Origin of the sequence: Gordonia phthalatica (assembly GCF_001305675.1) — a bacterium.
Lineage (GTDB): Bacteria > Actinomycetota > Actinomycetes > Mycobacteriales > Mycobacteriaceae > Gordonia > Gordonia phthalatica.
Window position 1 is genome coordinate 684,043 of sequence record NZ_CP011853.1, and the last position, 23,770, is coordinate 707,812.

24 protein-coding genes are annotated in these 23,770 nt (G+C 68.5%); 14 read left to right on the forward strand and 10 right to left on the reverse strand.

Translation table 11 applies throughout. From position 1 onward, the window contains the following. Positions 1-9: 9 nt before the first annotated feature. Positions 10-1,551 (reverse strand): MFS transporter, encoded by a 1,542-nt coding sequence (locus ACH46_RS03185; protein WP_226995746.1) that lies wholly within the window; start codon positions 1,549-1,551, stop codon positions 10-12. Between the two features lie 125 nt (positions 1,552-1,676). On the opposite strand from ACH46_RS03185, the gene ACH46_RS21195 reads away from it, so the two are divergent. After that, positions 1,677-1,832 (forward strand): hypothetical protein, encoded by a 156-nt coding sequence (locus ACH46_RS21195; RefSeq protein WP_157850992.1) that lies wholly within the window; start codon positions 1,677-1,679, stop codon positions 1,830-1,832. 38 nt (positions 1,833-1,870) lie between these two features. Here ACH46_RS21195 and ACH46_RS03190 read toward each other — a convergent pair whose 3' ends face one another. The 6 genes from ACH46_RS03190 to ACH46_RS03215 form a co-directional block, all read right to left on the reverse strand. Then, positions 1,871-2,302 (reverse strand): DUF6918 family protein, encoded by a 432-nt coding sequence (locus ACH46_RS03190; protein ID WP_062391647.1) that lies wholly within the window; start codon positions 2,300-2,302, stop codon positions 1,871-1,873. A 14-nt stretch (positions 2,303-2,316) separates the two neighbouring features. Further along, the gene (locus tag ACH46_RS03195; protein WP_062391648.1) at positions 2,317-3,177 is read right to left on the reverse strand and encodes a MaoC/PaaZ C-terminal domain-containing protein; all 861 of its coding nucleotides are present in this window, start codon (positions 3,175-3,177) and stop codon (positions 2,317-2,319) included. Between the two features lie 3 nt (positions 3,178-3,180). Continuing rightward, complete coding sequence (gene kstD, locus ACH46_RS03200) at positions 3,181-4,875, reverse strand: 3-oxosteroid 1-dehydrogenase (RefSeq protein WP_062391649.1); 1,695 nt, start codon at positions 4,873-4,875, stop codon at positions 3,181-3,183. 279 nt (positions 4,876-5,154) lie between these two features. Beyond that, complete coding sequence (locus ACH46_RS03205; protein WP_062391650.1) at positions 5,155-5,997, reverse strand: class I SAM-dependent methyltransferase; 843 nt, start codon at positions 5,995-5,997, stop codon at positions 5,155-5,157. 5 nt (positions 5,998-6,002) lie between these two features. Further along, positions 6,003-6,788: a VOC family protein gene (locus ACH46_RS03210; RefSeq protein ID WP_062391651.1), complete on the reverse strand. Its 786-nt coding sequence runs from the start codon at positions 6,786-6,788 to the stop codon at positions 6,003-6,005. 108 nt (positions 6,789-6,896) lie between these two features. Continuing rightward, complete coding sequence (locus tag ACH46_RS03215; protein ID WP_062391652.1) at positions 6,897-7,805, reverse strand: cytochrome c oxidase assembly protein; 909 nt, start codon at positions 7,803-7,805, stop codon at positions 6,897-6,899. 178 nt (positions 7,806-7,983) lie between these two features. Here ACH46_RS03215 and ACH46_RS03220 point away from each other — a divergent pair, with 178 nt between their 5' ends. Beyond that, complete coding sequence (locus tag ACH46_RS03220; RefSeq protein WP_226995747.1) at positions 7,984-9,315, forward strand: LCP family protein; 1,332 nt, start codon at positions 7,984-7,986, stop codon at positions 9,313-9,315. Between the two features lie 26 nt (positions 9,316-9,341). On the opposite strand, the gene ACH46_RS03225 is transcribed toward ACH46_RS03220, so the two are convergent. Together ACH46_RS03225 and ACH46_RS03230 are read right to left on the reverse strand one after the other, a co-directional pair. Next, complete coding sequence (locus ACH46_RS03225; protein WP_062391653.1) at positions 9,342-9,731, reverse strand: hypothetical protein; 390 nt, start codon at positions 9,729-9,731, stop codon at positions 9,342-9,344. Beyond that, positions 9,731-10,909: a 3-ketosteroid-9-alpha-monooxygenase, oxygenase component gene (locus ACH46_RS03230; RefSeq protein WP_193392937.1), complete on the reverse strand. Its 1,179-nt coding sequence runs from the start codon at positions 10,907-10,909 to the stop codon at positions 9,731-9,733. Before ACH46_RS03230 ends, ACH46_RS03225 begins: the two co-directional genes overlap by 1 nt. Before the next feature lie 158 nt (positions 10,910-11,067). Between ACH46_RS03230 and hsaA the strand changes: the two genes are divergently transcribed. The 6 genes from hsaA (at position 11,068) to ACH46_RS03260 (ending at position 17,082) form a co-directional block, all read left to right on the forward strand. Continuing rightward, positions 11,068-12,252 carry a 3-hydroxy-9,10-secoandrosta-1,3,5(10)-triene-9,17-dione monooxygenase oxygenase subunit gene (hsaA, locus tag ACH46_RS03235; protein ID WP_062391655.1) on the forward strand — a complete coding sequence of 395 codons (1,185 nt, stop codon included), beginning with the start codon at positions 11,068-11,070 and terminating at the stop codon, positions 12,250-12,252. A gap of 107 nt (positions 12,253-12,359) precedes the next feature. Next, the gene (gene hsaC / locus ACH46_RS03240; protein ID WP_269465036.1) at positions 12,360-13,274 is read left to right on the forward strand and encodes an iron-dependent extradiol dioxygenase HsaC; all 915 of its coding nucleotides are present in this window, start codon (positions 12,360-12,362) and stop codon (positions 13,272-13,274) included. 121 nt (positions 13,275-13,395) lie between these two features. Then, positions 13,396-13,971, forward strand: coding sequence for a 3-hydroxy-9,10-secoandrosta-1,3,5(10)-triene-9,17-dione monooxygenase reductase subunit (hsaB, locus tag ACH46_RS03245; RefSeq protein WP_062391656.1), 576 nt, complete (start codon positions 13,396-13,398; stop codon positions 13,969-13,971). Further along, positions 13,962-15,158, forward strand: coding sequence for a hypothetical protein (locus ACH46_RS03250; protein WP_226995748.1), 1,197 nt, complete (start codon positions 13,962-13,964; stop codon positions 15,156-15,158). Before hsaB ends, ACH46_RS03250 begins: the two co-directional genes overlap by 10 nt. Before the next feature lie 9 nt (positions 15,159-15,167). Further along, entirely contained in the window at positions 15,168-15,950 is a 783-nt protein-coding gene (locus tag ACH46_RS03255; RefSeq protein WP_062391657.1) for an SDR family oxidoreductase, read from the forward strand. Then, complete coding sequence (locus ACH46_RS03260) at positions 15,943-17,082, forward strand: sulfotransferase family protein (RefSeq protein WP_062391658.1); 1,140 nt, start codon at positions 15,943-15,945, stop codon at positions 17,080-17,082. Before ACH46_RS03255 ends, ACH46_RS03260 begins: the two co-directional genes overlap by 8 nt. 3 nt (positions 17,083-17,085) lie before the next feature. Here ACH46_RS03260 and ACH46_RS03265 read toward each other — a convergent pair whose 3' ends face one another. After that, positions 17,086-18,609 (reverse strand): long-chain-fatty-acid--CoA ligase, encoded by a 1,524-nt coding sequence (locus tag ACH46_RS03265; protein ID WP_062391659.1) that lies wholly within the window; start codon positions 18,607-18,609, stop codon positions 17,086-17,088. 127 nt (positions 18,610-18,736) lie between these two features. Between ACH46_RS03265 and ACH46_RS03270 the strand changes: the two genes are divergently transcribed. From ACH46_RS03270 to ACH46_RS03295, 6 genes are all read left to right on the forward strand, one after another. Further along, a complete protein-coding gene (locus ACH46_RS03270; RefSeq protein WP_062391660.1) occupies positions 18,737-19,918 on the forward strand; it encodes a lipid-transfer protein in 1,182 nt (393 codons plus the stop codon). Beyond that, complete coding sequence (locus ACH46_RS03275; RefSeq protein WP_062391661.1) at positions 19,918-20,379, forward strand: MaoC family dehydratase N-terminal domain-containing protein; 462 nt, start codon at positions 19,918-19,920, stop codon at positions 20,377-20,379. The genes ACH46_RS03270 and ACH46_RS03275 overlap by 1 nt, the downstream gene beginning before the upstream one ends. Next, positions 20,376-20,783: a MaoC/PaaZ C-terminal domain-containing protein gene (locus ACH46_RS03280; RefSeq protein WP_062391662.1), complete on the forward strand. Its 408-nt coding sequence runs from the start codon at positions 20,376-20,378 to the stop codon at positions 20,781-20,783. The genes ACH46_RS03275 and ACH46_RS03280 overlap by 4 nt, the downstream gene beginning before the upstream one ends. Before the next feature lie 31 nt (positions 20,784-20,814). Next, complete coding sequence (locus ACH46_RS03285) at positions 20,815-21,642, forward strand: SDR family NAD(P)-dependent oxidoreductase (RefSeq protein WP_062391663.1); 828 nt, start codon at positions 20,815-20,817, stop codon at positions 21,640-21,642. A 24-nt stretch (positions 21,643-21,666) separates the two neighbouring features. Further along, positions 21,667-22,797, forward strand: a complete 1,131-nt coding sequence (locus ACH46_RS21415) for a TetR/AcrR family transcriptional regulator (RefSeq protein ID WP_162234637.1) — start codon at positions 21,667-21,669, stop codon at positions 22,795-22,797. Between the two features lie 103 nt (positions 22,798-22,900). Next, a complete protein-coding gene (locus ACH46_RS03295; protein ID WP_062391665.1) occupies positions 22,901-23,743 on the forward strand; it encodes an SDR family NAD(P)-dependent oxidoreductase in 843 nt (280 codons plus the stop codon). Positions 23,744-23,770 lie beyond the last annotated feature (27 nt).

Below are 23,770 nucleotides of genomic sequence, written 5' to 3' on the forward strand. Positions count from 1 at the left end.
ATGGCTCCTCTACTGCTCGGACGGCATCACTTGGCGGGGCGCGAACCACCCGAGGCCGGCGGCGCCGACGACGAGGATCGATCCCAGGACCAGACAGGCCGACTGCAGAGGCGGAAGGAACGCGGCCTGCGCGCCGTCGACGATCTGCTGCGCCAGCGGGGCGGCGCTCGCGGGCAGGTGATCGGCCACCTCGACGGCGCCGACCAGCGAACTGCGGATGCCGTCGGACGCCTGCTGCGCGGCGTCGGGGGAGAAGGTCGCGATCTGCTGGTGGGCGAGGTCTGCGGTCGCGTCGATCCGTTTCTCGTATCCGGCGGCGAGAATGCTGCCTGCCAGGGCGATGCCGATGGCGGCGCCCAGTTCGCGGGCGGTGTCGTTGACCGCGGAGCCGACGCCCTGGTTCTCCAGCGGGGTGTTCGCCATGATCGCGGTGGTCGACGGTGCCGTCGCCAGACCGATGCCGACCGCGACCACGCCGAGCATCACACCGAGCTTCCAGTAGACGTCGGCGTCGACCAGGCCGATCGCCAGGATACCGATCCCGGCGGTCGCGATGCCGACCGCGAGGACGATCCGGAGGGAGTCGAAGCGGACCGCGACCCAGTTGCCGATCATCGCGAACGCGCCGACGCCGACGACCATCGGGAACAGGGCGATCGCCGACATGAGCGGGGAGTAGCCGAAGACCAGCTGCAGTTGCAGCAGGAGCAGGTAGAACACGCCGAACGACGCCAGGAACTGCAGCGCCACCGACAGCGACCCGGCCGCGAACGCGCGATTGCGGAACAGTCGGACGTCCAGGAGCGGCGAGGTGCGACGCAGCTCGATGAGCACGAACCCGACCGCCATCGCGACGCCGCCGACCAGGCAGACCAGGATGAGCGGATCGGTCCACCCGCGATGCGGCGCCTCCAGGAGTCCGAAGACGACGGCGGCGACCGCCGTCATCGAGGTCAGGGACCCGACGACGTCGAAGGCTCCGGGGTTCTCGTCCCGGGAGCTGCCGATCGTCGCGACGAGGACGAGCGTCGCGAGTGACGACGCCGCGAACGTGATGAACACCGAATGCCAGGTGAAGAAGTTGAGGAGGACTCCGGTGACGAAGAAGCCGAGGATGGCGCCCGCACCGGCGACACCCGCCCAGACGCTGATCGCGAGGGCGCGCTTCTCTCGGGGCACTCCCGCACTGATCAGCGAGAGCGTCGCGGGCATGATCATCGCGGCGCCCGCGCCCGCGACCAGACGAGTCAGAATGAGCTGGGTGGGGGTGTCGACCCACACCGCGGCGAGGGAGGCGACACCGAAGACCGCCAGACCGGCGAGCAGGACGGGCTTGCGTCCGATCCGGTCGCCGATCGCCCCCGCGGGCAGCAGCAGGGCCGCGAGAACCAGGGTGTAGCCGTCGATGATCCATGTCATCTGGCCGGTGGTGGCGTGGGTGGAGCGCGCGATGTCCGGGAGGGCGGTGTTGAGGGCGGCCATCGCTGCGACGACCAGGCTCACGGCGAGACACGAGACCAACACCAGCCAGGCGGTTCGAAGCGCGGGCATGTCCGCCGCGCGATCTTCACCTGGACTTCCCCCGACACGCACCATCAGTTCACAGCTTTCTTTTGTAACTTGTGACACATTAGTCACACGGACAACAGATCACTCTCGAGCGAAAGATGATCACCATGGCTTCCAACCAACTGACCGCCGGCCGATTGACCACAGGTCGCGTCACACCGTTGCAGCAGGGCCGAATCCACGTCTGGCGCATGCTTGCAATGCTCGCGATCCTGGTCGGCGTCTTCGCCGCACTGCTCCTGATAGTGGCAAGCGCGGTCTGATCAGCATTCTGATCAGACCGCGCTCGTCGCATTCGGAACTATCCCGCGTACTTCTCGATGACGTCGCCCACCGGGCCGAGGGCGTCGATCACATAGCCCTTGGCCTTGCCGCGCACGCTCTTGTACGGCTTCGCGAGCATCGCGGGAGCACTCTCGGCCTGACCGTCGGTCACGGCCAGCAGGGCCTCGGCCGCCGCGTCGTCGTTGGCCTTCAGATGCTCACCGAACGACGTGCCCGCGGGCTTGGAGTCCCACAGCGGTGAGAGCGCCGTCATGAAATCCGGCAGCATCTTGCTGGTGGCGACCTGCACGATGCCCGGCTTGAACTTCTGTGCCGCCTTGTACGCGGTCTTGATCGCAGTGCCCGACAGACCGGACTGCTTCTTCACCTCCGCGTCGATGACGTCGGCGAAATCGGAAGCCATGGCTTCCCGGTTGGCGTCGAGCAGGGGGACGAGCGAGGCGGTCATGCGGAGCCTTTCAGTCAGGAACGAGTGAAGACGACGTTGCCCAGAGCCGGAGCGTCGTCACGATCGACGACGGTGGTGGCCGCAAGCAGTCGGTCGCCATCCTCCCAGGCGCGCACGCGGAGCGTCTCACCGGGGAACACAACGCCCGCGAAGCTGACGCCGTACTCGGCCAACGCTGCCGTGTCGCCGCCGAACACCTCGTCGACGACGGCGCGCGCCACGCTGCCGTACGTGCACAGACCGTGCAGGATCGGGCGCGGGAAACCGGCGGCCGCCGCGAACGCCGGATCGCTGTGCAGCGGGTTGCGGTCGCCGCACAGGCGGTACAGCAGAGCCTGCCCGGGCTGTGTCGGGACCAGGATCTCGTGATCGGCGGCACGATCGGGCAGCACGACCTTCGTCGACGTGCCGCGGTCGCCGCCGAAGCCGCCCTCACCCTTGGCGAAGATCGACGACCGTGCCGTCCACAGCGGCTCGCCCGCCTCGTCGACGGTCACCGACTCCTGGATGACGACGGCGGCCGAGCCCTTGTCCTGCACCTCGGCGATGCGGGTGCGGGTGGTCGCGGTGCCGGATGCGGGCAGCGGCCGGTGCACCCGCACTTGCTGGGCGCCGTGCACCACCTTCGCCAGGTCGATGTCGACGCCCGGGAACTCCACCTTCGGCGCCTCCGTGGCGTGGAAAGTGGCGGCCACCGTCGCGAACGACGGCAGCACCTTGGGCTCGGCGTCGTGGACGTACTGCAGACCGACGGTGTCCATCGGGTCGTGCGCGCCGCCCACGGCGAGGTTGTAGAGGGCCACCTCCCGCGACGTCCACGAGAACGTGACTTCGCCGAGGTCGGCACCGACGGCGACGGAGGGATCGATGGGCATGAATCAAGCTCCTACCTGCGAGACATGGGCCTGCTTGGCCTTCTCGACGGTGTCGAGTGCGGCCAGGTAGCCGAAGACGATGGCCGGTCCGATGGTGGCACCGGGACCGGCGTAGGTGTGGCCCATCACCGGCGCGCTGGTATTGCCCGCGGCGTACAGGCCGGTGATGACGCTACCGTCTTCGCGCAGTGCGCGGCCCGCGATGTCGGTATTGATGCCGCCCTTGGTGCCGAGGTCGCCCGGCACCATCTTCACCGCGTAGAAGGGGGCCTTGTCGACCACGCCGAGGCTCGGGTTCGGCTTGTTGGTGATGTCGCCGTAGTAGTGGTCGTAGGCGCTGTCGCCGCGGTGGAAGTCGGCGTCGGTGCCGCTGCGCGCGAAGCCGTTGAACCGCTCGGTGGTGGCCTTCAGCTTGTCGGCGGGGAGTCCGGTCTTCTCCGCGAGTTCGTCGAGCGTCGCGGCCTTGACGACCACGCCCGACTTGAGCCAGCTCTTCGGCAGTGGCTGTCGGGCGGTGATGCCCGCGAACAGGTAGCGGTTGCGGCAACGCTGGTCGAAGATCAGCCAGCCGGGCACGTTCTCGCCCGGGCCGTCGCCCTGGCCGAAGGCGCCGCCGTACATCTGGTGAACGGCCTCGACGTACGGGAGCGACTCGTTCATGAACCGCTCGCCGCGGGTGTTCACGATGAACGTGCCGGGGACCGACCGCTCCGACAGCGCGAACCACGGACCCTTCGGGAGCGGGATGGTGGGACCCCACCACGCGTCGTCCATCAGGGAGACGCCCGCGCCCGCGGCGAGGGCCGCGTTGATGCCGTCGCCGGTGTTGGTCGGTGCGCCGGTGGTCCACTCGCTGCCGATCGGGGCGCGCTGATACTTGGCACGCATTTGCGGGTTGTGCTCGAATCCGCCGCTGCCCAGAATGACGCCGTAGCGCGATCGGAGTTCCGACGGCTTGCCGTCCACCTCGACGCGGACGCCGACCACCGCGTCGTTCTCGACGATCAGGTCGGTCAACGGCGTGTTCAGCCGGATGTCGACGCCGGCCCGGCGGCAGCCGATCAGCAGTTCGGCGGCCAGCGCGGCGCCCATCGCGATCATCTTCTTGCCGCGGCTGCGCGCCCAGAAGAAGCGGGCGCCCACCTTCGCCATGCGCAGCGGACCGCGCCAGTGACGCAGGCCGGTGTTGAGCCAGCGGTAGTCGGACTGCAGGACCACCATGTTCAGCGGGGCCTTGGTGTACTGCGGGTGCAGGGTGGCGAGGTCGTCGCCCAGCTCGCGGGCGTCGAAGGGCTTCGGCTCCACCGATCGGCCCATCGCACGACCGCCGGGCGCCTCCGGGTAGTAGTCGGAGTAGCCCTTCACCCATTCCAGGTTCAGCGGCGAGTGGGCGATCATGTAGTCGAGCGCCTCGGGGCCGCGGTCGATGTAGGTGTCGATCCGCTCGGCCGGTGCGTGCTCGCCGATGATCGCGTGCGCGTACTTGCGCGCCTCCTCGGGGGTGTCGACGACGCCGTCGCGCTTCAGCACCGAGTTGTTCGGGATCCAGACGCCGCCGCCCGACCGCGACGTGGAGCCGCCCCAGTACGGCGACTTCTCCACCAGCACCGTCTTGAGTCCCTTGCTCGCGGCGGTCAGCGCCGCGGCCAGTCCGGCTCCGCCCGCTCCGACGACGATGACATCGAATTCCTCGCTCATGACTTCCCTCCGGCTCAGCGTCGCGCGCCGCGCACAAAAATAGAACGTGTTTCAGAACAGCTTAAACTAGAACGTGTTCTCACTGAAAGTGGTACGGCTGCGGGCCGCGCGACGACGCAGATGTCGCCGGGAGACGCAGATGCGCTGATTTCACACACTTGCGTCTCCCGCAGACGGTTGCGTCGTCCCGGACGACGCAGATGTCGGCCGGAGACGCGGATGGTGTCCGGGGGAGACGCGAATGTTCCCACTGTCGTCGACTGTCCCCGAAACGGTGCTCTATTTACGAGCGGTCACCAACCAGCAGTGGTTGTCGTGCTGCAGCACGCCGTCCACCACGTGTGCCCGGATGGCGTCGCGGGCACGGCCCAGGAGTGCGAACCACGCGTCGTCGCCGAGTTGGGCGCGCAGCGCACCGCTGCTGGTGGCGCCGATGACGGCGAGTCGCTCGTCGACGCCGTCGGTGAGGCCGCCCGCGCCGTCGTCGCGCGAGTAGACGCTGGTGAAGGTGAAGTCCCGGACGTCGACCTCCGACCACCCGCCGCCCGTCAGGACGCGGCGGACGTGGTCGGGGTCGGCGAAGGCCATCGGCCCGGGTTCGCCCGGGCCGGGCTTGGTGGGCGGCGGATCGACGGCCGCGGCCAGCACGTCGGTGCCGAGTGTGAACATCAGATTGTCGGGTCGGGCCTGCCAGCACACGAATGTGAGGGTGGCGCCGTCGGCCGCGGCCCGATGGATGTTGGCGAACGCGGAGACCGGGTCGGGGAAGAACATGACACCGAACCGGGAGATCACCCGCGCGAAACCGGCACCGTCGGTCAACGCGCGGAGGTCGGCGACCCCGGCGTCGGCGACCAGTGTCCGGGCCTGCGGGACCCGGCGCGTGGCCACCTCGATCATGGCGGGGGAGATGTCGACGCCGACCGGCTGCGCGCCGACCTCCGCCACCGCCTCGAGCAATGCACCGGTACCGCACCCGACGTCGAGCACGATGCCGGCCGGATCGGCGGTCGCGATGATCGCCCCGGTCACGTCACGGAAGAGGTGATCGAAGATCGCGCCCTGCGACGCCCAACCCCCGCCCGCGGTGGCCCACGCCGGGCCGGCACCCTGCTCGGACACGTCGATCACATACCGGCGGGCGGCGAGGCGATGCAGATGGCGGCGCCCAGCGGATCCTTGATCGCGGCGAGAACGCCGTAGGGGGTGTCGTCCGGCGGCATCAGCACCGAGCCGCCGAGTTCCACGGCCTTCTCCAGGGCGGCGGGCACGTCGTCGACGGTGATGTAGACCTGCCAGAACGACGGGTGCCCCTCGCCGAGCATCGCCGCCGCGTCCATGATTCCGGCGTTGGCCTCGCCGCCGATCATCACCTGCGAGTACCCGCTCGGACCGTCGTCCGCGGCGGGGATCGCCTCCAACTCCCAGTCGAAGATCTTCGGGTAGAACGCGGTCGACGCCGCGTAGTCCATCGACATCTCGTCGAACCAGTACGGGGTGCCTGCGGTACCGCGCTCGATGAAGCCGGGGTGGGTGCCCGGCTGCCACGCGCCGAACGCGCCGCCCGCCGGATCGATGTAGACGGCCATCGTGCCCATGTCGCCGACCGGCATCGGCGGGACGATCACGGTGCCGCCGTTCGCGGCGACGGCTTCGGTGGTCGCGGCGGCGTCGTCGCTGCGGAAGTAGACGGCCCAGACGTTGGTGGGTTCGTTGTCCGAACCGGCCATCGGCATCAGACCGGCGACGCGGGCGCCGTTGGCCTGGAAGTTGCGGTAGCCGCCGAAGTCGGCCGACGGCTCCTCGGTGGACCAGCCGAACAGGGCGCCGTAGAACTCGGAGGCGCGATCGACGTCGCTCGACATGAGGTCGAACCAGATGGGTGCGCCGGGAGCGGCGGAGTAGTCGGGCACGGTGGTCTCGCTTTCGATGCTGAAGGATCGTGGAGAGGGAATGTCACGGTTGATGATCGTCGATGGACGATGCCTTGTCGACGGGAATCGTCCGGATCGCGGCGTCGATCATCGGCGGTGGAACCGCTCGCTGAGCTCGGGGTCGTCGAGGAACCACGGACGGTCGGTCGCGACGCCGTCGGTGGGTTCGGCGGGGGAGGTCAGCGCGACATCGGCAGCCCGCGCCGAGCGGTCGTCGTCGGCACGCCAGCGGGCGAACAGATACATCAGGAACGGCAGCCCGACCACGTCGCCGAGGACCCACAGGATCCCCGCGCCGACGGTCTGATCGGTGCGCGGCGACGGTCCCCAGTCCCGGAGCATCGCTTGCCTCACGACGGCGTCGAGAACCCAGCCTTGCCAGAGGACCACGCCGAGCACACCGTCGCCGAGCGTCTCCGCCGTCGCGATCACCAACGACAGTCCCGCGTGTCGATGGCGGGGCACCGGATCGGCCTGCAGCCTGGCGTAGAAGTACACCGTGCCGACCGCGACGAGCAGGGACTCCGTGGCGCGCTGCGCGACCGCCGACTCGACCGTCGCCGAATACCAGGGCGTGAGGAACAGCAGCCACGGGGTCACCAGCATCAACATCGAGGTCGCTAGGGGCGAGAGCAGCCACCGCGCGCCCCACGATCGCCCCGCGCGCAGGGCGGCGCGACGCAGTCGACGATGCGCGACGGCGACGGTCACGGGACGCCCCGCGGCCAGGAGGAACCCCGCGACCAGAGTCAGAAGGACGAAGCCGAGGGCGCGCACCCAGAACAGCACGTCGCCGTAGACCGCGATGAAACCGTTCGCCGTGAACCACCACGCGGCGCACCCCGCGACGAAGGCGGCACGGGTGCCGCGACCGACCCGACCACCGCGCGCGGCGGCCAGGTACGAGACGACGCAGACCAGACACAGCACGGTCGACACCGGGTCGAATCGCCATGAGGTGAGCGCCGTGTGAACGGTGAGTTCGGCCGGCGGCATAGCGCCATGGTTCCACCGCGAACGAGATCCGTCGAACGGCGTTGACCAGTGGTTTCGTGAGTACGGTCCGACGCCGGATCGCCAGTCGACGGATTAAGGGAACAGCAAGGCGCCGCGCGGAGACTGGAACGTTGCGCCGCGGTTTCACGCTGCGCCGGACCGTGAGATGAGGTGAGACGTGCGGCGTCGTCGCAGTGTGGCTCCGGTGCGGCCGACGGCCCGAGAGGTGGTTCAGGCCAGGGTCGCGGCCGGTGAGTACGTTCCCGAATGGCGGATCCCCGGTGCGGCGACGAGACATCGTCGAGGCCCGGCACGACAGCCCGTTCGACGGCAGTCGGCGGGGCTGAAGCTCGCGCGCGGTGTCGTCGCCGTCGCGTCGGTCGTCACGATCGCCGCGTCCGGACTGACCTGGGCCGGAACCCACCACCTGGTCGTCGGATTCACCGTGTCGAGCGCGCTCGGAGTCGACGCGCCGCACTCGACGGGCGGTGCCGAGAACATCCTGCTGATGGGCCTCGACACCCGCAAGGACCTGCACGGTCAGGACCTCCCGCCCGACATCCTCAAACAACTGCACGCCGGCGACAGCAGCAACGGCGGCTACAACACCAACACGATGATCCTGGTGCACATCCCCGCGGACCGGAAGAACATCGTGGCCTTCTCGATCCCGCGCGACGACCTCGTCGACGTCCAGGGGGTCGACGTGCCGCAGGCCAAGATCAAGGAGGCCTACGGTCGGAAGAAGGCCCTCACCGAGAACGAGTTGCAGGCGGCGGGCGTCACCGACCCGTCCGAACTGGAGACCCGCGGCCGCGAAGCGGGGCGGGCCGAGACCATCAAGACTGTCCGTGCGCTCACCGGCGTGCCGATCGACCGGTTCGCCGAGATCAGCCTCGTCGGCTTCTACGACCTCGCGTCGGCGCTCGGCGGGGTGAAGGTCTGCCTCAAGCACGCCGTCTCCGACGGCTACTCGGACGCTCACTTCTCAGCGGGGGAGCACACCCTGACACCGGCGCAGTCGGTCGCCTTCGTCCGACAGCGGCACGGGCTTCAGAACGGCGACCTCGATCGCACGCACCGCCAGCAGGCGTTCATGCTGTCGGCGCTCAATCAGCTGCGCGATGCCGGAACGTTCACCGACCTCGGCAAGATCACCGCCCTGGTCGACGCCGCGCAGCGCGACGTGGTGCTGTCGTCCGGATGGGATCTGGCGACCTGGGCGCAGGAGATGGGCACCGTGCCCGACCAACGGATCTCCTTCTCGACGCTCCCCGTGGTCCGCTACGACACGGTCGACGGTCAGGACGTCAACATCGTCGATCCGGCCGCGATCCGGGCGCGCGTCCAGCGGGCCTTCGGCATGCGGCCGTCGCCGGCTCGGAAGGTCGTGCCGGCGGCCACCGCGGCGTCCGCCACGGACGCCGCTTCGGCGACGGTCGTCGACGCGCCCGTGCCGGACTCCGGGAAGCCGGTCACCAGCGATTCCGGCGTGCCGTGCGTCAACTGACCCCGAGCGGTCGAGTCAGCGGAGGCTCACCAGTACCCGTCCGGGTCCACCTCGGGGGACTCGTCGGGCAGGATTCCCTCGGCGACGGCGTGGTCGATACTCGCCGACAGGCGCGGGCAGGTCGGGAGCAGGGCGGCGTTGCCCCCGCCGGCCCGGATCTCGGCGATCTGCGAGCACTGCGCCAGGGCGTCGTCGTTCCACTGCACGCTGGTGTGATGCGCGCCTGTCTTCTTCACCATCACCTTCGCCAGACAGGTGCGGCACTCCACTTCGCGGAGACCGCCGGTGAGGTAGTGCCGACGATCGCGAGCCGTGGCATCGGCGATCGCCGCAGCGCGGTCCGGGTCGTGCACCCACTGCGGGGCCTTGGCCCAGCCGGACCCCGCAGCGGCGTCGCGTTCGTCGGTGCGGGTCATCAGACCGATGCGCCCTCGTCGGAATCGGCCGAGGCCGCGGCGGCCTCTTCGGCGGCCTTCTTCTCGGCCTGGATCCGGAGGTTCTCCTGGATCTCCAGGTTCCAGGTCTCCTGGGCCTTGGCGGTGTCGATCTCGTACTCGTACCGGCCCGACATCTCCTCGGTGACGTCGGCGGCGTCGACGTAGAACTGCTCGTACCAGCGGCGGAGCTGGTAGACGGGGCCGTCCTCCTCTACGAGCAGCGGGTTGTCGATCCGGGTCTTGCGCTTCCAGATCGCGACGTCCTGCATGAAGCCGACCTCGACGCCCTTGGTGATGGTCTTGACCATGCCGTCGGTCTGCTCGGGCGAGAGTCCCTTCGGGATCTTCGCCATGACGCCGAACATCAGGACGAACGAGTTCGCGTCGATCGGGTAGTGGCAGTTGGTCAGGATGGTCTCGATGGAGTACTTGCCGTAGTACTGCACCATCGGATTCAGCATGTAGGACGGGCCGTAGTACGCGGCGATCGACTCGAGGCGGGTGTCGCCGTACGCGGTCGAGATGCCGACGTCGGGCCGTCCGTGGCTGTTCATGTACTGCGCGGCCGTCTCGCCTTCGAAGACGTTCTTGAAGTAGTCGGGCAGCGCGTAGTGCACGTAGAAGAAGTGCGCCATGTCGACCACGTTGTCGATGATCTCGCGGCAGTTGGAGCCCTCGATCACGATCTTGTTCCAGGTCCAACCGGTCCACTCGTCGCTCCCGAACTCGGCGAGTTCGGGGATCACGATGTCGTCCGACGGCGGGTTGCCCTCGGGATCGTTGTAGACGAAGACCTGGCCGTTGCGGACCATGGTCGGCCAGGTGCGGGTCTTGGCCAGCTTCGGGTGCCGCTTGGCGTAGGGGACCGAGGCGCAGCGGCCCTTGCCGTTCCACTCCCAGCCGTGGAACGCACACGCGACGTTGTCGCCCTTGACCGTGCCCATCGACAGGTCGGCGCCCATGTGTCGACAGAAGGCGTCGAGCGTGTGGACGTCGCCCTGGCGGTCGGCCCACACCACCAGCTTGGTGCCGAAGATCTCCAGCGAGTGCGTCTCGCCGTCGTTGTACTCGTCGACCAGGCCGATGCAGTGCCAACCGCGGGCGAAGCGGGTCGGGGGCGTGCCGGTGTCGATCTCCCGGATATCGGTGTCAACCATCGTGGACTCCTCGTTCGGTGTCTGCTTCGGGCGCATGCGCCCGTCTACTGACGATATTAGAACATGTTTCAACCTAAAATGAGAACGTGTTCTAGTTTTGAACGAGAACGTGTTCTAATGTTGGCATCGAGCGGATGACACGAACAGGAGAGACTCTCATGGCAGGACAGCGAAGCGAGGCCGCACAGCAGGTTCTCGACAAGATCGACGCGCTGCTTCCCGACCTCGCCCAGCGGGCGCAGTCGACGGAAGATGCACGACGGATCCCGGACGAGGTCGCGAGCCTGGTCCAGGCGACGGGCTTCTTCAAGCTGCTGCAGCCCGAGCAGTGGGGCGGTCTCCAGTCCGATCCCGTGACCTACTACGAGGCGGTCCGCCGACTCGCGACCGCGTGCGGGTCCACCGGCTGGGTCTCCGGCATCGTCGGCGTCCACAACTGGCACCTCGCGCTCTTCAGCCAGCAGGCGCAGGAAGACGTCTGGGGCGAAGACCCCGAGACCCGCATCTCGTCGTCGTACGCCCCGATGGGCATGGGCGAGGTGGTCGACGGCGGCTACAAGGTCAACGGATCGTGGGCATGGTCGTCGGGCTGCGAGATCGCGAAGTGGGTCGTGGTCGGCGGTCCGGTGATCAAGCACGGCAAGCCGGTCGACTTCGTCAGCTACCTGATCCCGCGCAGCGACTACAACATCAAGGACGTCTGGAACGTCGTCGGTCTGCGCGGTACCGGCTCCAACACGATCGAGGTCAAGGACGTCTTCGTCCCGTCGCACCGCGTGCTGAGCTTCCGTGCCATGAGCATGGGCACCGCGCCGGGCCTCGAGATCAACACCGCGCCGGTGTACAAGATGCCGTGGGGCACCATTCACCCGTCGGTGATCTCCGCGCCGATCGTCGGCATGGCGTACGGCGCCTACACCGCGCACGTCGAGCACCAGGGCAAGCGCGTCCGCGCCGCCTACGCCGGCGAGAAGTCCAAGGAGGACCCGTTCGCCAAGGTCCGCATCGCCGAGGCCGCCTCCGACATCGACGCCGCGTGGCGTCAGCTGTCGGGCAACCTGCAGGCCGAGTACGACCTCATCGTCGCCGGTGAGGAGGTGCCGATGGAACTGCGCCTGGCCGCCCGCCGCGACCAGGTCCGCGCGACCGGTCGCGCGATCGACGCCATCGACCTGCTCTTCGAGAACTCCGGCGCCCACGCCCTGGAGAACGGCACCCCGATCCAGCGCTTCTGGCGCGACGCCCACGCCGGCCGCGTCCACGCCGCCAACGACCCCGAGCGCGCCTACCAGGCGTTCGGCAACGGCGAGTTCGGGATCCCCATCGGCGACACGATGGTGTAGTGACGCGGAGCGGCAGGTCGAGCCGACTTCCGAGGCCGAAGGCCGAGGCGTCGGTCGAGACCACGTGACGCGGGCTGGGTAAGAAACAACGAACAAGGAACATCGAATTGACTGACGACCAGAGCCCCATCCGGTCTCTCGGCTACATGCGGATCGACGCCACCGACATGGACGCGTGGCGCGAGTACGGACTGAAGGTCCTCGGCATGGTGGAAGGAAGCGGCAGCATTCCGGAGGCCCTGTACCTGCGGATGGACGACTTCCCCGCCCGCCTGGTGATCGTGCCGTCCGACCGCGACCACCTCGCGGCGTCGGGCTGGGAGTGCGCGACAGCGGAGGGACTGCAGGAGGTCCGCGATCGCCTGACCGCTGCCGGCGTCGACTTCCGCGAGGGCACCGCCGAGGAGATCGCAGACCGTCGCGTCGCCGAGTTGATCGTCTTCGCCGACCCGGACGGCAACGTCCTGGAGGCCTTCCACGGGGTCGCACTGCAGCACCGACGCGTGGTGAGCCCGTACGGGCACACGTTCGTGACCGGCGAGCAGGGCCTCGGCCACGTGGTCCTGACCACCACCGACGATGCGAAGGCGCTCGCCTTCTACCGCGATGTCCTCGGCTTCCGTCTCCGCGACTCGATGCGGCTGCCGCCGCAGGTCGTCGGACGGCAGGAGGGGGAGGAGCCGGCATGGCTGCGCTTCTTCGGCTGCAACCCGCGTCACCACTCTCTGGCCTTCCTTCCGATCCCCAACCCGACCGGCATCGTGCACCTCATGGTGGAGGTCGAGAACTCCGACGACGTCGGCCTGGCCCACGACCGCGCCCTGCGTAAGAAGGTCAAGATGTCGGCGACGCTGGGCCGCCACGTCAACGACCTGATGCTGTCCTTCTACATGAAGACGCCCGGCGGCTTCGACATCGAATTCGGGTGCGAGGGACGCCAGGTGGACGACGATGACTGGGTGGCCCGCGAGTCGACGGCCGTCAGTCTGTGGGGTCACGACTTCACGATCGGCATGAAGTAACCACCGATGCTGACATCTGCGTCCCCCTGACGGCACTCCGAGGGCAAATAGCCCTCGGCAGGCCGTCAGGGGGACGCAAATATCGGTACACCCGAACTGAGCTCACGAGTAGGAGAGTCCGATGACTCCGCATTCCCCGTACGGCACCGACGAATTCGACTCCCGGCAGTTCCGGACCGCGATGGGCCAGTTCTGCACGGGCGTCACGGTGATCACCTCGCTCGACGGCGAGGGCGCCCCGGTGGGCTTCGCCTGCCAGTCGTTCTCGGCGCTGTCGCTGGACCCGCCGCTGGTCCTGTTCTGCCCCCAGAAGACCTCCCGCACCTGGCCGGTGATCGAGGCCAACGGCAAGTTCTGCGTCAACGTCCTCTCCAACCGCCAGCAGGACGTCAGTGCGACCTTCGGCGCGCCCGGCTCCGACAAGTTCAAGTCCATCAGGTGGGACGCGTCGCCCGCGGGGCTGCCGGTGCTGCGCAACAATCTCACCTGGGTCGAGTGCTCGGTGGAGAACGTCGTCGACGGCGGCGACCACTGGATCGTGGTCGGTCGTGCGCTCACCCTCGGCGAGGTCCTGCAGGACAAGCCGCTGCTGTTCTACCGCGGCGGCTACCTCTCGACCGAGCATCCTCGGGTGACGCCGGTGCAGGCCGAGCTCGAGAACTTCCTGACCTGGAACGGAGGAGACACGTGGCTGTAGGGGCCGATCTCGCGGGCGTCACCAAACCCTTCACGGACGCCATCGCCGAAGCGGAGGCACTGGTCCTGTCGGCGGAGTTCGCGGAGACCGACGCCGACCTCGCCGAAGGCCTCGACTACCTGGCAGGCGGCATCTCGTCGATCCTGCAGGTGGCGCGGGCCGGGGAGAAGTCGCACCCGTACTTCGTCACCTCCACCGGGCCCTACTCCAAGATGGGCCTCGACAACCCGGACACGATCTACTACCACGCCACGGTCGAGGCCGACGCCACCTATGTGGTGCGCGGCGTCCGCGGCACCACCTCCGACCTCGCCTTCCAGGTGCTGCGCGGCAACTACACGGCCGATGACGTCCCCGGCGGCGAGGTGGCCTTCGACGACCGCGAGATCCCCATCGCCGCCGACGGCACCTTCGAGATCACCTTCGGTCCCGAGAACCCCGACGCCCCCGCGGGCACCCACTTCGTCCTCGGCGAGGGCGCCACCATGCTCTCGGTCCGCGAGGTCTACAGCGACTGGGCCACCGAGGCGCGCGGCTCCATCAGCATCGAGCGGGTCGACGCCGTCGGGGTCCCGCCCGTCGAATTCACGACCGCCCGCATCGCCAAGCGGTACGCGATCGCCGCGAAGATGCTGACCTCCCGCGTCAAAACCTGGTTCAACTTCCCGAAGTGGTTCTACCTCGGGGAACCGGTCAACACCTTCACCGCGCCGCGCACCACGCCCGGCGGGCTCGCGACGCAGTACTCGTCGGTCGGCCACTTCGACCTCCCCGCGGGCACCGCGATGGTCGTCACCGTGCCGAAATCCGACGCCCCCTACCAGGGCTTCCAGCTCGGCAGCCTCTGGTACATCTCGCTCGACTACGTGAACCACCAGACGTCGCTCAATTCGGCGCAGGCCCAGGTTGATCCGGACGGCATGATCCGCATGGTCATCTCGGCCGACGATCCCGGCGTCGCCAACTGGGTCGAGACCACCGGCCGTCGCCGTGGGATCCTGCAGTTCCGGTGGCAGCGGACCGACGCCCCGATCACCCCGGAGCAGGGGCCGACCGCGGTGGTGGTCGACGCCGCCGACGTCCCCGCACACCTGCCCTTCTACGACCAGAACCGCATCGACGCCGCCGGCTGGGCCGAGCGGATCGCGGTGCGACAGCGCGCCTTCGCCCGCCGGATGCTCGGATAGGAGACGACCATGACAGGATTGCTCGACGGAAAAGTGGTCGTCGTCTCGGGCGTCGGCCCCGCCCTGGGACGGGCCGTGTGTCGGCGCTCCGCCGCCGAGGGCGCCCGCGTGGTGCTGGCCGCGCGAACCGCGTCGCGCCTCGACGAGATCGCAGGCCAGATCCGCGACGCCGGCGGTGAGGCGCTGACCGTGCCGACCGACATCACCGACGACGACGCCGTCGCCGCTCTCGTCGACCGCGCCGTCGGCGAGTACGGCCGCGTGGACGCCCTGGTCAACAACGCCTTCGCGCTGCCGTCGATGAAGCCGTTGGGCCGCACCGACTTCGATCAGGTGACCAGCGGCATCGACCTGACCGTCCTCGGCACGCTGCGCGTCATCAAGGCGTTCACGCCCGCGCTCACCGAGGCCAAGGGTTCCATCGTCAACATCAACTCGATGGTCATCCGGCACTCCGAGCCGCGGTACGGCAGCTACAAGATCGCCAAGAGCGCCCTGCTGGCGATGTCGCAGACCCTGGCGACCGAACTCGGCGACGCCGGGATCCGCGTCAACAGCGTGGCGCCCGGCTACATCTGGGACGACCAGCTCAAGTGGTACTTCGGTCAGGTCGCCGAGAAGTACGGCATCACCCCCGAGCAGGTGTACGAGCAGACGGCGTCGCGCAGCGACCTGAAGCGGCTGCCCGAACCCGACGAGATCGCCGACGCCGTCGTCTTCCTCGCCTCCGACATGGCCCGGGCCATCACCGGCCACACCCTCGACGTGAACTGCGGTGAATACCATGACTAGCGCACAGCGAACGTCCGTCGGCAGCATCGACGAGCTGCACGACGCCGCGACGCGGACCGTCGGCCTGTCGGACTTCGGCGACGACGACTACCGCGAGGGTCTGCAGGTCCTCCTCGATTCCTACGCCGCCACCGCCGAGCTGGAACCGCTGGGCAGCAAGATGTTCCGCTACTTCCTCAAAGGCGCGCTGATCGCCCGGCTGCTCAGTGAGGCAGGCTGGAAGGCGAACCCCGGCTGCGTCGAGACGCCGATCGAACGGCCGGTCTTCGTGACCGGACTGCCGCGCACCGGCACCACCGCGCTGCACCGACTGCTCGCCGCCGACCCCGCAAACCAGGGCCTGGAGATGTGGCTGACCGAGTTCCCGCAGCCGCGCCCGCCGCGCGACACCTGGGCCGCCAACCCCGTCTTCCAGCAGATCGACGCCGGACTGTCGCAGCATCACGTCGAGAACCCCGAGTTCATGGGTCTGCACTACATGGGTGCCGCCGAGGTGGAGGAGTGCTGGCAGCTGCTGCGGCAGTCGCTGATGTCGATCTCGTACGAGACCCTCGCGCACATCCCCGACTACTCCGCGTGGCTGTCGCAGCAGGACTGGACGCCCGCCTACGCGCGGCACAAGCGCAACCTGCAGCTCATCGGATCCAACGACGCCGACCGCCGCTGGGTGCTCAAGAATCCGAGCCACCTGTTCGCGCTCGACGCGATCATGGAGGTGTACCCGGACGCGATCATCGTGCAGACGCATCGCGCGCCGGAGACCATCATCGGATCCATGTGCAGCCTCGCCGAACAGGCGACCGCAGGTTACTCGCGGGCGTACACGCCGGAGCGGATCGGGCAGACGCAGTTGGACCTGTGGTCGCGCGGCCTGCGCGACTTCTCCGCGGCCCGGGCGAAGTACGACCCCGCCCAGTTCGTGGACATCGACTTCGCCGACCTGCGCGCCGATCCCTTCGCTGCGGTCGAGAAGGTCTATGACGCCGTCGGCACCCCGCTCTCCGACGAGGGGCGCGCCGCGATGGTCGCGCTCGACGAGGACTCCAAGTCCGGCGACCGCCGTCCCAAGCACACGTACGCCCTGGAGGACTACGGCCTCACCGCCGAGCAGGTGCGGGAGGCGTTCGCCTGACGCCTACCACTCCATCTCGCGCAGCGTCCGCTTCAGGATCTTGCCCGCGCCGGACATCGGGAGGGCGTCGACGAAGGCGACGGTCCGCGGGACCTTGTAGTTCGCGATCTGGTCGCGGCACGAGTCCCGGAGCTCGTCTGCGGTGACCTCGGCGCCGGGCGCCAGGACGACCACCGCGTGGACGCGTTCGCCCCAGGCGTCGTCGGGCACGCCGATCACGGCCACCTGCGCGACCGCCGGATGCTTGGCGAGGGCGTTCTCCACCTCGACGGAGTAGACGTTCTCGCCGCCGGTGATCACCATGTCCTTGATGCGGTCGGCGAGGAAGACGTACCCGGCGTCGTCCATCCGTCCGGCGTCGCCGGTGTGCATCCAGCCGCCGCGTAGAGCTTCTGCGGTCGCGTCCTCCTTGTTCCAGTAACCGGTCATCACGTGGTCCCCGCGGACCAGGATCTCGCCGACCTCGCCGCGCGGCACGTCGACGTCGTCCGGGCCGACGATCCGGATCTCCGAATGCACCGCCGGGCGGCCGCAGCTGCGACGCAGGGCGGGATCGTCGTGGTCGTCGGCGGTGAGGAGCGTGGCGACGGGCGCGACCTCGGTCATCCCGTACGCCTGCGTCAGTCGGGCTGACGGCAGCACTTTTCCGACCCGCTCCAGCAGCGCCTCGGAGATGGGCGACGCGCCGTACAGGATCCGGGACAGGCTCGAGAGGTCCGCGTTCTGCGCTTCGGGGGAGTCGACGAGCATCTGGATCATCGTCGGAACCAGCAGAGCGTCGGTGGCGCCGTGTTCGGCGATCGCGTCGACGACGCCCGCGGGGCTGAACGCCGGGATGATCAGGTGCGTCGCACGGGTGAGGCAGGCCAGATGCCAGGCGGCGAGGTCGGCGAGGTGGAACATCGGTGCGGCGTGGAGCAGGATGCCGCCGCGGTTCATCATGTCGGTGGTGACCTGTGAGCCCATCGCCGAGGTGAGGCACGAGCGGTGCGAGAGCATCACGCCCTTCGGCGCGCCGGTGGTGCCGCCCGTGTAGAAGATGCCGTACAGGTCGTCGCCGTGGCGTCGGGCGTCGTCGACCGGGTCGGCGTCCGCGATCAACTTCTCGTAGTCGAGCATTCCGTCGGGCAGCTCGCCCTCGCCGGTGAAGATCACCGAGCGGAGGTTCGGCGCGGCGTCTCGCAGTGCCGGGACGAGCGGGGCGAACGTGTCGTCGACCAGCAGGATGTCGGTCTGGCAGTCGACCAGCGAGTAGGCGATCTCCGCGGCACTCCAGCGGACGTTGACCGGGTTCACCACGCAGCCCGCCCACGGGACCGCGAGGAGGAACTCGTGGTAGCGGTCGCTGTTGAGGGAGACGATGCCGATCCGGTCGCCGGTCCGCGCGCCGAGCGACTGGAAGGCGCCGGCGAGGCGGGCCACGCGATCGTGGACCTCGGCAGCGGTGCGTCGGCGACCTCGGTACACGGTGACCACGTGCTCCGGCATCAGCTGGGCGGTCTGAGTCAGGGACTGGGTGATCTGCACGGGGACCTCCGGGAGTGAACGAGCGACTGTGTGATATGCGCTACAACTTAGATGACTATTGCATGTTATCTGGGCCTCGTGCAAGATATGTGAATATTCAGTCGTACAAACAATCACGGAGGTCGACATGAGTCGAACATTGGTCGCGGGCGTCGGCATGATCCCGTTCGCCACCCCGCGCAACGGCGCACCCTACGACGAGATGGCACCCGACGCGGTACGTCGCGCCCTCGCGGACGCGGGTGTGGAACTGCGCGACGTCCAGCAGGCCTACGCCGGCTACGTCTATGGCGACTCGACCAGTGGACAGCGTGCGCTGTACCAGGTCGGGACCACCGGAATCCCGATCATCAACGTCAACAACAACTGCTCCACCGGGTCGACGGCGCTGTTCCTGGCCCGTCAGGCCGTGGAGTCCGGCAGCGCGGACTGCGTCCTCGCTTTCGGGTTCGAGCAGATGGAGCGCGGTGCGCTGACGATGAAGTGGCCGGACCGGCCGAGTCCGTTCGTCGACTTCATGAAGATCGCCAACGAGCGCAATGGCGGCGCAAGTGACGCGCCGTTCGCCGCGCAGCTCTTCGGTGGCGCCGGAGCCGAGTATGCGGAGAAATACGGCATGGCGCCGGAGACCTTCGCCCAGATCTCGGTCAAGTCGCGCAAGCACGCCGCGAACAACCCGTTCGCCGTGTTCCGTGACCCGCTGACCGTCGAGGAGGTCATGGCGTCGCCGCAGATCTTCGGTCCGCTGACCCGACTCCAGTGCTGTCCGCCCACCTGTGGCGCGGCCGCCGCCGTCATCGTCAGCGAGGAGTTCGCCCGCAAGCGCGGCCTGCGCACCACCGTCGCGATCAGCGCCCAGGCGATGACCACAGACAACGATGCGACCTTCGACGGCAGCCTCGCCAATCTCGTCGGCGCCGACATGAGCCGTCGCGCCGCCGACCAGGTCTACGAGAAGGCGGGCGTCGCGCCGTCGGACATCCGTGTGGTCGAGTTGCACGACTGCTTCACCGCCAACGAGATCCTCTCGTACGAGGCACTGCGTCTGACACCGGACGGGACCGCCGAGAAGTTCATCCGCGACGGCGACAACACGTACGGCGGCGCCGTCGTCACCAACCCGTCCGGCGGTCTTCTCTCGAAGGGGCACCCCCTCGGTGCCAGCGGTCTGGCCCAGTGCGCGGAGCTGTCGTGGCAACTGCGCGGCGAGGCGGGCGACCGGCAGGTGGACGACGTCACCGTCGCCCTGCAGCACAACATCGGTCTCGGCGGCGCGGCCGTCGTCACCCTCTACGAGAAGGTGTCCTGATGCCGATCGACGCCGACGCCGCCAAGGCGCTCGAGTTCGACGAGTTCTCCGTCGACGTGGAACGCGGCCGCCTGAAGTTCTTCGCCCAGGCCATCGGGCAGACCGATCCGGTCTTCTCCGACCTCGACGCCGCGCAGGCCGCGGGACACCGTGACATTCCGGCGCCGCCGACCTTCCTGTTCAGCCTCGGACTGGAGGCCGCCGAACCGTTCGGTTACCTCGACGACCTCGGCATCGACCTCCGCTTCATCCTCCACGGCGGGCAGGAGTTCGACTATCGCGCGCCGATCTACGCCGGCGACACGATCACCCTGCGCGAGCGGATCGTCGACGTCTACAGCAAGCGCGGCGGCGGGCTGGAGTTCCTCGTGAAGCGCACCGAGTACCTGCGCGGGGAGGAACTGGTGGGGACCGCCACCTCCACGATCGTCGTCCGCCACCCGGAAGGAGCCGCCGCATGAGCGCACCCGCCCTGGCCGACGTCGCCGTCGGCGATCAGCTCCCCGACCTCGAGGTCGGCGAGATCACCCGCACCGTGCTGGCGCTGTTCGCCGGCGCGAGCGGCGACCACAATCCCATCCACATCGACCTCGACGTCGCCCGGTCGGCGGGCCTCGACGACGTCTTCGCGCACGGCATGCTGTCGATGGCGTACCTCGGTCGGCTGTTGACCGACTGGGTGCCTGTCGACCGGATCCGCAGCTACGCGGTGCGGTTCGCCGCCATCACTCCGGTGCACGCCACGCCGGTCTGCCGCGGCACCGTCACCGCTGTCGACGACGGCACCGCCACCCTCGACCTGTCGGTCTCCCTGCCCGACGGCACCGTGACCCTCGCGGGCAGCGCCGTCGTCGCACTCACCTGAATCCTCTTCCCGCACAACAGAAAGCTGAACTGTGAGCACCCTGCAGAACAAAGTCGCCATCGTCACCGGCTCCGGCCGCGGCATCGGTCGTGAGATCGCCCTGAAGCTCGCCTCCGACGGCGCCAAGGTGGTCGTCAACGACCTCGATCAAGAACCCGCCGAGCAGACCGTCGCCGACATCAAGGCCGCGGGCGGCGAAGCCGTCGCGTGCGCGGGCAGCGTCACCGCCGAGGGCTTCGCCGAACGCTTCGTGCAGACCGCTGTCGACACCTTCGGCGGTCTCGACATCATCGTCAACAACGCCGGGTACACCTGGGACTCGGTGATCCAGAAGATGACCGACGAGCAGTGGGACGCGATCCTCGACGTCCACCTCAAGGCGCCGTTCCAGATCCTGCGCGCCGCGCAGCCGGTGATCTCCGGTCTGGTGAAGGCCGAACGCGCCGAGGGGCGCGAGGTCCCGTGCCGCAAGGTCGTCAACATCGCGTCCATCGCCGGCCTCGGCGGCAACGCGGGCCAGGCCAACTACGCGGCCGCCAAGGCCGGCGTCACCGGACTCACCAAGACCATCTCCAAGGAGTGGGGTCGCTACAACGTCACCGCGAACACGGTCGCGTTCGGGCTCATCACCACCCGCCTCACCGAGGTCCCCGCCGGCGGCGACGGCAGCATCGAGATCGAGGGTCGCGAGCTCAAGGTGGGTGTCAACCCGCAACTGCTGGAGACCTTCGCCCAGCAGATCCCGCTCGGCCGCCCGGGCACCCCCGCCGAGGCCGCAGGCGCCGTCTACCTGCTGTGCCGTCCGGAGTCGGACTACGTCAGCGGACAGACGCTGGTGTGCGGCGGCGGATTCTCCTGATCTGAGAATGAGAGGATCGTGACCGTGAGTGGAACCGGAGTCACGCGGACACGACCGGCCAACCGACGAGAGTTGATCGTTGATGCGGCCACGATCCTCTATGCCGATCGCGGCTACGAGAACGTCGCGATGAGTCACGTCGCGGACGCCGTCGGAGTCCGACCGTCGGCGCTGTACCGTCACTTCGCGAACAAGGAGTCGCTGCTCGGCGAGGTCTTCGCCCGATACGTCCAGGCGCTCTGCGACGCCCTCGATGCGACGACACTCGACGGCGGTCGGTTCGACGGCGTCATCGACGTCGTCCTGGCGCGACGCCAGGCGGGCCGACTGTGGATCCGCGAGTCGCGCTTCCTGCCGCACGACGTGGTCGGACCGATCCGCGAGACCCTGCTGTCGCGAGTCGACCGCATCCTCGATGGTTCGACCGGCCCCGGCGTGCGCGTCCGGTCGACCGCCGTTCTCGGGGCGCTGTTCAGCGTGTCCACCCATTCGACGACGGCGGCGCACCCGCCGATGCGTGACCTGATGGTCGATCTCGTGGAGCGAGCCGCCACGGGGCCGGTCGCCGCACCGTCGTCCGAGCGCCCTTCCGGCACCGGCCTCCCGCGCATCACCAAACGCGAGCTCATCCTGTCGGCGGCCGTCGACCTCTTCGCACGGCGCACCTACGACGGCGTCGCGATGGACGACATCGCGGCGGCCGCCGATCTCGCGTCGTCGAGCCTGTACAACCACTTCGCGAGCAAGGGGGAGATCCTCGCGACGGCGCTGCACCGCGGCAACGGCTTCATTCAGATCTCGCTCGACGATGCGCTCGCCGTCGCGGCGTCACCCGAAGACGCATTGCGCGGGGCCGCTGCGGGCTATGCGACGTTCGCCGTCCGTCACCCGGCGCTGGTGCAGGCGATCGTGTCCGAGGTCGCCGAACTGCCCGAGCCCGATCGCGGAGTGCTCTTCGACGCCCAGCGCGGCTATGTCGACGAATGGGTGCATCTGTGCGAGCACCTCGACGCCGACCCGGCCGCTCGCCGCGTCGTCGTGCTGGCTGCGATCGCCGCGGTCAATGCGCTCGCCAACTCCGACGCGGTGGGGCCGACCGACATGGAGTTCGTCGCCGACTACGCGTACCGGATTCTGGGTCTCGACGCCGACTGAGCGTCGCCTCCATCACTGTGTGTCAGGCGAGGAATCAATACCACCTCCCGATGGTTGTACGAATAGAAATACCCAGTACAACCACTATGTGGAGGCAAGTGTCATGTCCGAGATCCCAGCAGCCGAACAATTCGCGGGCAAGGTCGTCGTCATCACCGGCGCGTCGGCAGGCATCGGCTCCGGCTTCGCGAAGCAGGCGGCGGCCTACGGCATGAAGCTGGTCCTGGCCGACATCGCCGAGGAGAAGCTCAACACCGTCGCCGAGGACCTCCGGGCGCAGGGCGTCGAGGTGGAGGCGGTCCGCACCGACGTCTCCGACCCGGCCTCGGTGGAGGCGCTCGCCGAGCGCGCGTACGACCGCTTCGGCGCCGTCGACATGCTCATCAACAACGCGGGCATCATGGCGATGGGCTTCTCGTGGGAGGTTCCCGCGGAGAAGTGGGACGCCGTGCTGCGCGTCAACATCGGCGGTTACGTCAACGGTCTGCGCGCCTTCGTCCCGCGCATGCTGGAGCAGGGGACCAAGGGCTGGATCCTGCAGGTCTCGTCGATCGGCGGCCTGTTCCCGAGTCCGCTGATGTCGCCGTACAGCGTCACCAAGTTCGGCACCCTCGCGCTCACCGAGTCGCTGCACTACGAGATGCAGATGCGTCAGGCACCCATCCAGGTGTCGGTGGTCCTGCCCGACTCGGTCAAGAGCGAGATCTTCTCCGCGGCAAAGGGGGAGAGCACACTGCCCGCCGCGGACGCCTTCAACGACGCCCTGCAGCAGCGCGCCGACACCATCGGCATCACACCCGAGGAGCACGCAGCCCGCGTCTTCGAGCAGGTGGCGCAGGGTCGCTACTGGGTCACCGCGCAGCCGGAGGCCGTCGACCAGGGCATCGTCCCGCGCGCCGAGATGATCCGCGACCGCGTCAACCCGGTCCTGAGCTTCGAGGTCTAGGCTCGCAGAATCGCCGAGTCGCACCAC